Source organism: Acetobacter tropicalis, assembly GCF_030644465.1.
In the GTDB taxonomy this organism is placed as follows: domain Bacteria; phylum Pseudomonadota; class Alphaproteobacteria; order Acetobacterales; family Acetobacteraceae; genus Acetobacter; species Acetobacter tropicalis.
This window is the reverse complement of sequence record NZ_JAUYUW010000001.1, coordinates 1,578,177-1,590,415: the sequence shown is the minus strand read 5'-3', so window position 1 is coordinate 1,590,415 and position 12,239 is coordinate 1,578,177. Positions and strand designations below refer to the sequence as shown.

Annotated in this window: 9 protein-coding genes; all 9 read right to left on the bottom strand. The window is 58.5% G+C overall.

Translation table 11 applies throughout. The annotated features are described in order from the left end of the window. Positions 1–5 precede the first annotated feature (5 nt). Complete coding sequence (locus tag QWU00_RS07060; protein WP_052051394.1) at positions 6–1,187, bottom strand: efflux RND transporter periplasmic adaptor subunit; 1,182 nt, start codon at positions 1,185–1,187, stop codon at positions 6–8. Between the two features lie 263 nt (positions 1,188–1,450). Beyond that, positions 1,451–2,848, bottom strand: a complete 1,398-nt coding sequence (locus QWU00_RS07055) for a sugar porter family MFS transporter (RefSeq protein ID WP_035380675.1) — start codon at positions 2,846–2,848, stop codon at positions 1,451–1,453. A gap of 175 nt (positions 2,849–3,023) precedes the next feature. Continuing rightward, entirely contained in the window at positions 3,024–4,181 is a 1,158-nt protein-coding gene (gene rodA, locus QWU00_RS07050; RefSeq protein WP_006558697.1) for a rod shape-determining protein RodA, read from the bottom strand. A 3-nt stretch (positions 4,182–4,184) separates the two neighbouring features. Continuing rightward, a complete protein-coding gene (mrdA, locus tag QWU00_RS07045) occupies positions 4,185–6,104 on the bottom strand; it encodes a penicillin-binding protein 2 (RefSeq protein ID WP_006558698.1) in 1,920 nt (639 codons plus the stop codon). Positions 6,105–6,123: 19 nt separating this feature from the next. Further along, on the bottom strand, positions 6,124–6,690 hold the full coding sequence (locus QWU00_RS07040; RefSeq protein ID WP_006558699.1) for a rod shape-determining protein MreD: 567 nt from the start codon (positions 6,688–6,690) through the stop codon (positions 6,124–6,126). A gap of 14 nt (positions 6,691–6,704) precedes the next feature. Continuing rightward, positions 6,705–7,610, bottom strand: a complete 906-nt coding sequence (mreC, locus tag QWU00_RS07035) for a rod shape-determining protein MreC (RefSeq protein WP_035380673.1) — start codon at positions 7,608–7,610, stop codon at positions 6,705–6,707. Between the two features lie 172 nt (positions 7,611–7,782). Then, the gene (locus QWU00_RS07030) at positions 7,783–8,829 is read right to left on the bottom strand and encodes a rod shape-determining protein (protein ID WP_006558701.1); all 1,047 of its coding nucleotides are present in this window, start codon (positions 8,827–8,829) and stop codon (positions 7,783–7,785) included. A gap of 422 nt (positions 8,830–9,251) precedes the next feature. After that, the gene (locus tag QWU00_RS07025) at positions 9,252–10,838 is read right to left on the bottom strand and encodes a 2-isopropylmalate synthase (protein ID WP_035380669.1); all 1,587 of its coding nucleotides are present in this window, start codon (positions 10,836–10,838) and stop codon (positions 9,252–9,254) included. Positions 10,839–11,158: 320 nt separating this feature from the next. Next, a complete protein-coding gene (locus tag QWU00_RS07020; RefSeq protein ID WP_086641884.1) occupies positions 11,159–12,205 on the bottom strand; it encodes a COX15/CtaA family protein in 1,047 nt (348 codons plus the stop codon). Positions 12,206–12,239: the final 34 nt, after the last annotated feature.

Genomic DNA, 12,239 nt, shown 5'->3' with positions numbered 1-12,239 from the left:
GAGTCTTACTGGCCCTTGTTCTGGCTGGCGGCATCAGGGGAGGACGCTGCCGGAGGCGTGGTGGCTTCTTCAGGCTTGACCTTGGCACCGGGCTTCACTTTCTGCACGCCAACGGTCACCACACGCTCGCCGTCTTTCAGGCCACCGGTTACCAGCCAGTTTTCTCCATAGGCCTGTCCAATCTGAATCTGGCGCAGTTCTGCCGTGTTATCTGGTTTGATAACCCAGACCTGTGCATCCCCATGAGTGTTGTGGCTGACGGCCTGCTGGGGCACCAGAAGACTGTTGGGGTCAGAGCCTTCCTCAAGTTGTGCATGTACATACATGCCCGGCAGGAGCAATTTGTCCGGGTTAGGCATGATAGCGCGGACCACGACGGAGGCCGTAGAGGTGTCCACGTTGACTTCCGAAAGCGCCATACGGCCCACATGTTCGTAGGTCGAGCCATCTTCCAGCGTGAGGGTCACTGGTACTTCGCCATTGGGCTGGCGCGTGATGCGGCCTTGCGCCAGTTCCCGCTTCAGGCGCAACAGCGTGATGGCGGGTAGATTGACGTCCACGTAAATGGGGTCCAGCCGGGTGACAATGGCTGTGTTGTCAGTCTGGTTGGCCGTGACAAGCGCACCCACCGTAACCAGTGTACGGCTGATTCGTCCGGAAATAGGGGCATACATCTTGGTGTAGCCAAGATTGACCTCGGCGCTTTCCACCTGCCCTTTGGCGCTGAGAATCTGACCCTGCGCCTGCTTTTCCGCCGCAAGAGCATCATCATATTCCTGGCTGCTGACCGCGTGGGCTTTCACCAGAGAACGGTAGCGTTCCAGCTTGGCCCGGGCCGTGACTTCGGCTGCTTGTGCTTCGGCCAACTGGCCGCGGGCGGTGTCATACGCAGCCTGATAACGAGAGGGATCAATCTGGTAGAGCTGTTGCCCCACCGTAACATCCGCGCCTTCCGTAAACAGACGTTTCTGGATAACGCCTGTGACCTGGGGGCGTACCTGAGCAATTTCAAATGCATCTGTGCGGCCCGGCAGGCTGGTATGGATGGTCACGGCCTGAGGGTGAAGGGTTATAACGCCAACAGTCTGGGGTGGGAGCTGCGGGGTGGCCTGTTTGCGATTACAGCCTGCCAGTGCCAGCAGAGCGACAGCCGATACCAGAAAACGGCGTAAGGGAATGGGGTGCATTGTCACGCTGGCGTATCCTGCCTTTGAAAAAACCAACAGAAGAAGCACGCCAACACCCATCTTTAAGCACCAGCGCAGGCGGGAGGGATTGTCCGCCTGTGGGGAAGAATCGGGAGAGTGTCAGCGCGCGGAACCGGGTAAGGGAAGAGAAGAGAGGAAAACAGTACTATTTGTTACCTTTTCTCGCGTAGGCTAAAAGCCACCCCAGATCTAGTCAAGAGAGCATGTGCGTCTCATGAGGGAGGTGGGGCGGCAAAATGCGCTTACTGCCCGATTTCCCTCAGTTTTTTTCCAGCCATCAGATTCTGTTCAATCACTTCCAGAGAAACGCCTTTGGTTTCGGGCACGAACAGTTTGGTCAGAAGCAGGAACAGGGCGTTTAGAAGAGCGATCAGGCCAAAGGTTTTTGCCCCGCCCAACCAGCCCAGCAGGCTAAGGAAAGACGCCCCTACAATCATGTTGGAAATCCAGTTGGTCAGGGTGGAGAGGGTAATACCCAGATCCCTTCCCTTGATGGGCTGAATTTCTGAACACAGAACCCACATCAGCGGCCCTGCGGACATGGCATGCGCCACAATAAAGATCATGATGAGGAAAACACACAGAATTTTTGCCCCATCGCTTTCCATGCCCACATGGTTGAGTACGGCCAGCGCCGCCATGGAGACAGTCATGATGGAGAACCCGCAGTACAGAATGGGTTTACGTCCCCAGCGGTCCACCAGCCCGATAGCGGCGAGAGTGGCCAGCACGTTTACAAAGCCGATCATGGCTGTGCACCACATCTGGGCGGTGCCCACAAACCCTGCCATGGCAAAGATTTTGGGGGCGTAATACATCACCACGTTAATACCGGCGAACTGCTGCATGGCCTGAAGCATGACGCCAAGCAGAATGGAGCGCCGGAAATTGGCGTTCTCCCATAACAGGCTAAACCCGCTTTGCCGCTGTTTGAGTTGTTCATCAATGGCGCGGATTTCGGCATGGGCTTCATGCGCTGTGGGGCGCAGGTCTTTCAGAACAGCCAGCGCTTCTTCCCGGCGGCCCTGCATCATCAGCCAGCGGGGGCTGTAGGGCAGGAACAGCACACCCACCACAAACAACACACCGGGGATGGCAATCATCCCGAACATCCAGCGCCACTGGGCGTGGTAGCTGAGAAGCGTATCGCTGATGAACGCCATGAAAATGCCAACGGTAATCATGAGCTGGTAGGTGGAGATCATGGCTCCACGGGTGTTCTCACTGGCAATTTCAGACAGGTAGAGAGGGGAGGTAAAGGCCGCAATGCCAATGGCCAGCCCCATCATGGCTCGTCCCCAGATCATGCTGGCCACAGACCATGCCAAAGCGCAGCCCAGCGAGCCGATAATGAAAATCACACCCCCCAGAACCAGCGCCCATTTGCGGCCTGTAATCTTGGCCAGCCATCCGGCAAGCACAGCCCCAACGGCGGCACCAGCCATCATGGCGCTGACAATCCATTCCTGCGCAAAGGTGGAGGCATGAAAGGCCTCGGATACAAAATCCAGAGCGCCGGAAATCACACCAATATCAAGCCCGGACATAAGGCCGGCCGTAGCGGCAAGTATTCCTATGATAATGGTGCGGAATTGGGAGGATGTATCAGTATTGTCTGAAGGGTTACTGATCTGTGGCATGATGTATGGAAAAGCCCTTTGGTATTTCTGATTTTTATTTGAAGAGGCTACGGAAAAAGAGGCCCGAAGGCGATTGGGAAATGGCGGTTTTCTGCTTCATTTCCGCTTTTATGTCACATCATCCACAGGAAATATATTACTTCCTGAACCGACAGCAGCAGAAAAAATCCGCTATTCAGGTCGTTTCCTCGTCTTCGCTTTCGCCAAAGCGGGAATCGCGGTGTACCCAGGTGGAAAGCAGCAGGCCAAACCCCAACATCACGTTCAGCATGGCGGACCCACCATAAGACACCAGTGGCAGAGGTACGCCCCCAACCGGAATGGCCCCCATCACCATGGAAAGGTTTACAAGGCAGTAGAGGAAGAAGTTCATGCTGATACCCAGCGCAACCAGCCGCCCGAAACGGTTGCGGCTGCGGATGGCCATCAGCATGCCCCCCAGAATGAGCACCAGCAGCAGACCAATGACCGTAATGGCCCCCACATACCCCCATTCTTCGGCAATCATGGTGAAAATGAAGTCGGTCTGTTTTTCGGGCAGGAAGTTGAGCTGCCCCTGTGATCCATGCAGATAGCCCTGGCCCCACATACCACCTGAACCAAGCGCAATCTTGGATTGGATGATGTTGTATCCGGCACCCAGAGGGTCGCTTTCCGGGTTCAGGAAGGTGGTTATGCGGGCGCGCTGATAATCATGTAGGTGCGCGTAGGCAAATTTGGCCATGTAGGGCACGGGCAGCAGTAGCAGCACAATCAGCCACAGGCGCATTCCGGCGGCAAAAAACATGGCCGCGCCAATGCCGCCAATAATGGTGGCTGTGCCCAGATTGGGCTCTTTCAGAACCAGCACAACTGGCAACAACACCATGAAGGCAGGCGGTAACAGCCACAGGGGGTTGCCCATGCGGGCGTAACTGATGCGGTAAAACCACGAGGCCAAAGCCAGCACCAACGCCACTTTGGCGTATTCAGAAGGCTGCACCTGCAAACCGCCGATCATCAGCCAGCGCTCGGCCCCTTTGCCCACATGGCCCATATGCAACACGGCCACCAGCAGCGTGATGGAGAGCAGGTAAAGCGGCCAGGATATGCGCACCAGTATTTTGGGCGGCAGCATGGCAACCGTAATCATGAGCACAAGCCCAACGGCAAAGCGGGCAGCCTGCGGGGCGGCGAAGGGGTAGGGTGTGCCACCGCCTGCCGAATACAAAGTAATATAACCCACACCGGCCAGAGTGCAGATCAGCAGCACATATAGCCAACTGATGCGCCATAGCTTGGAGAGGAGCCGAAAGCTCGGTTCTGCCCGCAAAAGGCGTTTGTGGAACTTCATGGCTTATTCGATATCGCCCGCATCTGCCACGCTTTCGGGCGGAGGGGTGACATGGTTGACCGGGTCACGCATCAGGGTGTCGGTCATGATGTCTCGCGCCAGAGGTGCTGCCGCATCAGCCCCGGCGTTTCCGTGCTCGATCACCACAGAAACTGCATATTGAGGGTTATCGTACGGCGCGAAGCAGATGAACAGCGCGTGCGGCCGATATTCCCACGGCAGGTTGGCGGAATTGAAGTGACCGCTTTCGCGCAGGGCGCGAGACACCCGCCGAACCTGCGCGGAACCCGTCTTGCCCGCCATGGTCACGCCGGGCAGGGAAAGCCGCGCCTTGGGGGCCGTGCCGTGCTGTTCATTCACAACAGCAAACATGCCACTGCGCAGTGCCGTGAGGTATTTCTCCGGCATGTTCAGCTCTGGCCAGTGGTCTGCCGTGGCTTGCGGCCCGACTTCACTGTTCAGGGCGCGCACCAGATGGGGCTGCACACTGCGCCCCGTTGCCAGTCGGGAGGTGTAGGTGGCCAGTTGCAGCGGTGTAACCTGCACAAACCCCTGCCCGATGCCACTGACAATGGTATCCCCGCCATTCCAGTGGTGGTGGTGTGCCTGCCGCCACGTTGGGGTGGGAATAAGGCCGGTGCGGGTGTGGGGCAGTTCAATGTCCAGCGTTGTGCCCAGCCCGAACTGGTGGGCTGTATCAGCAATCCGGTCCATGCCTATGCGGCGGGCCATTTCATAGAAATAGACGTCACAGGAATATTTCAGGGCCTGATGCAGGTCTATGGACCCATGCCCCCAGCGCGACCAGCAGTGAAAGCGGGTTCCGCCAACATCCAGATGACCGGGGCAGAATATCCGGTCGGATGGAGAAAACAGGCCGGACTGCAAACCAGCCATGGCGACGGCGGGCTTGAAGGTGGAGCCGGGAGGATACACGCCCGCCACGGTCTTGTTGATCAGGGGTGTGCGTTCGTTATTGGTCCATTCAATCCACTGCGCATGGCTGACGCCGCTATCAAACAGGGAAGGATCAAAGGAGGGTGTGCTGACCATGGCCAGAACCTCGCCATTGCGGCAGTCCATCACCACGGCAGAGGCCGTCTGTTCTCCAATGCGGCCCAGCACTTTCTGTTGCAGGCCACGGTCAATGGTCAGCCCAATCTCCGTGCCGGGTGCGCCTTCTATCCGGTTGAGTTCGGACATGACGCGGCCAACGGAGTTGACCTCCATTTCTACGGACCCTGCCGTGCCACGCAGCTTTTCGTCCTGACTTTGCTCAATGCCAGAGCGACCAACCCGCATACCGGGAAGGGCCAGCAGGGCAGAGTGAGCCACATCGCGCTCATTGGGGGGCGCCACATAACCGATGATGTGGGCCAGCAGTTCCCCTTCCGGATAAACGCGGCGGGTGCCCACATCAATCAGAACGCCGGGCAGAGAGGGCGCATTCAGCTCAATCCGCGCCATTTCATCCCAGGAGAGGAAGTCCCGCAGCATGACGGGCACAAACCGCCGCTGATGGCGCATTTCACGGGCTATGCGGGCGCGGTCCCGTTCATCCAGCGGAATGATGGTGGAAAACCGTTCTATGGTGCCGGCCACATCCGTGGTTTCTTCCGGCAGGATCAGGGCGCGCCAGTTTTCCTTGTTGTTGGCCAGCGCAATGCCATAACGGTCCACAATACGGCCACGCGGCGGTGCCAGATACCGCTTGCTGACCCGGTTGCTGGCGGCCATGCGGGCGTAGCGGTCTCCATCCTTGACCTGAAGCTGGTAGAGTTTGTGAGCCAGAACCCCCAGCGTGCCTGTCTGCACAGCCATGAACAGCAGCGCACGGCGTGTAAAAACGCCGCGTGCCGGGTCCTTCTGGTTCTTGATGGGCATCAGGCGCTGGTTTTCCCGCCTGCGACGCCTCAACCGCATGATGGTTCTCCTGCTGGCATCAGGCGTCTTCCTCATCATCAAGCATACGGAAAACCCAGGAGAACAGGGCGGAAAGCGGGGGATAAACCCCTATGCACAGGAAAGATTCAAACAAAGCGGGGGCCATGTCCAGCATATGAAGCCTGAACAGGCAGGCCAGCCCCCATTGCAGCATGCAGGCGGCCGTGGCCAGAAGGCTGAACACAGCCCACACCAGCAGAAAATGCAGCCGCATGAGACCAAAGCGCGCATAGAACGCGACTCCGTGCACCAGCAGCAGAATAAAGGCGCTGACCCCTAACGGCGCAAACCCCACCAGATCCATGAACAGGCCCAGCACAAACACCGCCAGACTCGGCATGCCGGAGGGCCGCCAGAAGGACCAGAAAAATACGGTGGCGATCACGATGGCGGGCAGCAGTTCAGCCGATCCCGGCAAGGGGATGGGGGCCGAGAAAACAATAATGGCCAGCGCAATGAACAGGGAGGGCAGCAGGTGCCGCAAGCCGCTATCAAGCCGCTGCCACAGGGTCTGCCGGGGCTGGATTTCCGGTTCCCATGAAGACATGGAAGGATCAGGCATCATGGCGTGCGCTGTCCTTAACCCTGACCCAGCAGGCTTTTGAGCGGCAGTTCCAGTGATTTTTTCTGTGGGGTCAGGGGAACGTGGCCCGGTGCTTCCGGGGGTTCAATCTGCGCACGCCCGAAGTTGAAGACCCGCAGCAGCGTGAGATGATCCAGTTGGGCAAAGGGAGCAACAACAGGCCTGCCGGGGCTGACGTAATGTACCGTGCCAATGGGCAACCCCGCAGGAAAGGCCCCGGCCTGATCGCTGGTGACAACACGTTCGCCTTCAATGGGTCGGGTGTCCTGCGCGTAATACATCAATCTCGGCATAGGTGAGTTATCACCTACCATTATAGCAGGAGCATGGCTGGCTTCCAGCATAACCGGCAGGCGGCTGGCAATATCTGTAATCAACAGAATTCGGGCGGAATGCGCCCCTGTTTCCGTTACGCGGCCCGCAAGCCCGTTGGCGGCCAGCGCCACATTGCCAACCTGCACGCCACTTTCGGTACCCGCCACCAGCAGCACGGCGCGGGCATAAATTCCTCCGCTATCCGCCACCACCCGGCCGGTCACAAAAGCGGGAGCAGGTTCGGGAATCCAGTGCAGGGCGGTCTTGAGGGAGTCATTTTCCCGCGTGAGGGAGACGGCCACATCATACCACCGGCGCAGATTTTCATTTTCTGTTTTCAGGCGGGCGTTTTCTCTGGCAAGGCGTCCGGCTTCGCGCAGGTTTTCCGTCATGGTCAGCACATACTCCTGTGTGCCGCTCATCAGGGACCACAGGGGGGCCAGCGCATCAGCCACATACATGCGTGCCCTGTCCGCCAGGGGTTTGTCTGCCTGTGCGCCAATAATCACGCCAATGGATAGCAGCAGCAGCAGCGGCAGCACCAGCTTGCCAAGAGCCTGCCGAACCTGAATGGAAACCGGGATCATGCGTGTACGGCCTCACGCAGGGGTTTCGCCCCGCCTTGTCCGTTCAGGGCGTGTGTGAACTGACCCCACATGAACCGTGATGCATCCTCTTCTGTCAGTCAGGCTGACGGGTGATCGCCATTCCTTTTCCGCGAGGATGGCGTGGTGGTCTGCGTGATGAAACCGGATACCATCAATACATGGTGGTCAGCACATTGCGCAGGCGTTTCATTTCCTCCAGCGCCCGGCCCGTGCCCAGCGCCACGCAGGAAAGAGGATCTTCCCCAACCGTGACCGGCAGGCCGGTGGAAAGACGCAGCACATCGCTCAGGCGGTAAAGCAGCGCACCGCCGCCTGTCAGCACAATGCCCTTGTCTACAATATCAGCCGCCAGTTCGGGCGGTGTGTTTTCCAGCGCTGTGGTGACAGCGTCCACAATCTGGCTGACAGGTTCAATCAGGCTTTCGGCAATCTGGGCCTGGGAAACCTGCACTTCACGCGGCACCCCATTGATCAGATCCCGGCCTTTCACATCCAGCCACGGGCCGGGGTCTTCCGGATCATCCGGCATCATGGCGGAGCCCAGCTTGATCTTGATACGTTCTGCCGAGCTTTCCCCAATCAGCAGATTATGGGCGCGACGAATGTAGGAGATGATGGCTTCATCCATCTTGTCCCCGCCAACACGCACGGAGCGGGCATAGACAATGCCACCCAGAGAGATCACGGCTACCTCGGTCGTGCCACCGCCAATATCCACAATCATGCTGCCAGAAGGCTCGGTTACCGGCAGACCCGCGCCAATGGCGGCGGCCATGGGCTCCTCAATCAGGAAGACCCGGCGAGCACCGGCACTTTCAGCGCTTTCCTGAATGGCGCGGCGTTCAACGGCGGTGGAGCCGGAGGGCACGCACACAATAATCTGCGGGCTGGTAAAGGCGCGGCGGTTATGAACCTTGCGAATGAAATGCTTGATCATTTCTTCCGCAACATCAAAATCTGCAATGACCCCGTCCCGCATGGGGCGGATGGCCGTAATGTTGCCGGGGGTTCGGCCAACCATCAGTTTGGCTTCCTCCCCTACCGCCAGAAGCTGTTTTTTGCCTCGTACCTCGGCAATGGCCACAACAGATGGCTCATTGAGAACAATCCCGCGTCCTTTGACATAGACAAGGGTGTTGGCAGTACCCAGGTCAATTGCCATGTCAGCAGACATGAGACCGAGCAGACGAGAAAACATCCAGGACTCCTGGCTTGAAGGCGGCGCCGAGCGATCTCTCTGAGTGTGAGCCGTTACAAATTACCCGGAAAGATCGCGTTGATATGTGGGGCAGGGATTACCCATGCGCAACCAGCGAGACAAGACCTTTGCGCGAGAAACTATGAGGAAAGAGTCTTCTGCTGGTCTGAGATGCCGTTTGAAAACTCTTTCACGTCAGGCTGATAGACCTCTTGGTCGCTGAATACGTTTGTTTCTGGTTCCGATTGACAGCACCGGATCTCCGTATCAATCGTTTCAGTTCCAAGAAAAACGGCCAGTCCATTCCAGTTGATCCCTTCTGGCTGGCCTTGCAAAGCTTCTCTCCGTGAAAAGCAATGCGGATAAAGCATCCCCTCTTTTCCGTTTCCTGAATCCGGGCGCGGAAAAGAGGGAGGCGAATATCAGGCCGTCAGCGCTTCGGGTTCAGCGCGTGTGCGCTTGACCAGCAGCTTGTTCAGCGCATGCACATAGGCGCGCACGGCAGAAACAACCGTATCGGCATCCGCGCCCTGACCATCCACCATCTTGCCATCTTCTTCCAGCCGTACGGTCGTGCGGGCCTGTGCGTCCGTGCCTTCCGTTACTGCACCGACGGAGAACAGGGCCAGTCGGGCTTCATGCGGGAAAGCGGTGCGCAGGGCGTTGAAGGCGGCATCCACCGGCCCGTTGCCAGAAGCCTGCGCGGCCACTGTCTTGCCATCCACATGCAGGGTCAGTTCCGCTTCAGAAGGCTTGCCAGACTGGGAAGCCAGGCTCAGCGCGCCAAAGCGGATGTGGTCGTGATCGCGCACTTCATCATCCACCAGCGCAACGATGTCTTCGTCGTACACAACCTTCTTGCGGTCAGCCAGATCCTTGAAGCGGGAGAAAGCATCGTTCAGCTTGCTGTCTTCCAGATCGCCATAACCCAGTGCTTTCAGCTTGTCGCGGAACGCGGCGCGGCCGGAGTGTTTGCCCATGACCAGAGAAGACCGACTCCAGCCCACGCTTTCGGGCGTCATGATTTCATAGGTGGCGGCGTTTTTCAGCACGCCATCCTGATGGATACCACTTTCATGCGCAAAGGCGTTGCGGCCGACAATGGCCTTGTTGGGCTGCACGTCAAAGCTGGTGATGGTGGCCAGCATGCGAGAGACCTTCAGCAGACCGGGCGTGTTAATGCCGGTGGTGAAGGGGTACTGGTCATGCCGGGTGCGCATGGCCATGACAATTTCTTCCAGCGCAGCGTTACCGGCACGTTCGCCAATACCGTTGATGGTGCATTCAATCTGGCGTGCTCCACCCCGGACAGAAGCCAGCGTGTTGGCGACGGCCAACCCCAGATCGTTATGGTTATGGGCGGAGAAAATCACGCGCTCAGCACCCGGCACCCGCTCCCGCAGCATGGAGAAAATGCGTTCCATGTCTTCCGGCGTGGCATAGCCTACGGTGTCTGGAATGTTGATGGTGGTGGCACCGGCCTTGATGGCGGATTCCACGCAGCGGCACAGGAAGTCTGGCTCGGTGCGGGAGCCATCTTCGGCTGACCATTCCACATCATCCGTCAGGTTGCGGGCAGCCGTGTTACCGGTGGTGATCAGGTCCAGAACTGTTTCAGGTTCCATCCGCAGCTTGTATTTCATGTGCAGCGGAGACGTGGAAATGAAGTTATGGATACGCTTGCGTTTCGCAGGGGCCAGCGCCTCACCTGCCGCGGCAATGTCCTTGGCGCCGCCTGTGCGGGCCAGAGCACAGATTACCGGGCCGTTGGTGTTTTTTGCAATCTGGTGAACGGATTCAAAATCCCCTTTGGACGCAACGGGAAAGCCCGCTTCAATCACGTCCACGCCCAGAGTGGCCAGAGCCTCGGCCATCCGCAGTTTTTCCGTCAAGTTCATGGAAAAACCTGGGGACTGCTCGCCATCGCGCAGGGTGGTATCAAAAATGATAACCCGGTCGGCGCTCATCTGGCCAAAGGAGGGATGGGTAATGGTGTGGCTGGCTGACATGGAGAATGTCCTTAAGATATCAGTCTGGTCTGGTTTCTGGCGCGGGTCAGCGCCGCTTGTGCCGCACTTATGCGGAAACTCGTTCACTCGCCCCCTAAGCGTGACGGCACGAAGCCGCCGGGATCGCTCAGGGGCTGATTAGTCGAAGGAGAAGGTCCAGACGCAGGGCCACGCCGCCCGCTCGCGCCATTTCGGCGCGCCGCAGAGACTCGGACGTGAACCAGACGGAATTCATGGCGCGCACCATACAGTTTCAGAGCCTAAAAGCAACCATTCTGTGCCGGGAAAATGGGAGAGAGCATCCGGTTTTCCCTCCGGCCTCAGCGGGTGCTGACACCCCGCAGGTTGTGCAGCACATACAGCATCACACCCAGCAGAACGGCAGCAAAGGTCTGGTGCACTGCCCCGGCCCAGACCGGCACAACCAGCAGCAGGGTGGTAACCCCCAGCGCGTACTGAATAAGCACGGCCCAGCCCAGCAGCATCAGTGCATTGTGGGCCTTGGCGCCAAGGCCGCGGGTGCGCAGGCCAACCAGCAGCACACATCCAATGGTCAGGGCTGTCAGGGTTGCCAGCAGGCGGTGGTCAAACTGAATGGCGGCCTTGTTGTCCACCCAGTTCAGCCAGAAGGGAGTCAGACGCGCATAATCCTGTGGAATAAGGTGGCCGTCCATCAGGGGGAAGGTGTTGAACACGAACCCCGCATGAGTGCCTGCCGTAAAGCCCCCCGCTATAATGGTGATGCAGATCAGGCACAGAGCCGCCCAGACCAGCCTTTTGGTGCGGTGTGCAGCCGGCGTGGCGGGCACGGTCTGCGGCTGGGGCCAGCGGATGGAAAACGCGGTCCATAGAACAGCCAGATAAAGGGCCAAAGCCGCGCTTAGGTGGAGCACCAGCCGGACAGGTTCCACGGCTGTGCTGTCTGGCCGGAAGCCGGAAGCGACCATGAACCAGCCAATGGCCCCCTGCAGCGCACCGAGAATAAAGAAAAGGAACAGCCGCAGCGCCAGTTTGCGGGTAATCATGCCGCGAATGGTGAACCATACCAGCGGCACAAAGAGCACCAGGCCCATCAGGCGGCCCCAGAAGCGGTGAATCCACTCAGCCCAGAAAATTTTCTGGAACCCTTCCAGCCCGAATCCTTCATGTTGAAGATGATATTGCGGAATGGTTTTATACAGCGCGAACAGCCGCTCCCATTCAGCGTGGGAGAGAGGGGGGATAATGCCGCTGACAGGCTGCCAGTCCATGATGGACAGACCAGAGCCTGTCAGGCGCGTGACACCGCCAATGGCGATCATGCCCAGCAGCATGAAGCACAGGACAAACAGCCAGTTGGAAATCAGACGACGGTGATGGGGCGCCATGTCGGCATGACGCGGAAGGGAAGAGGACATGGCG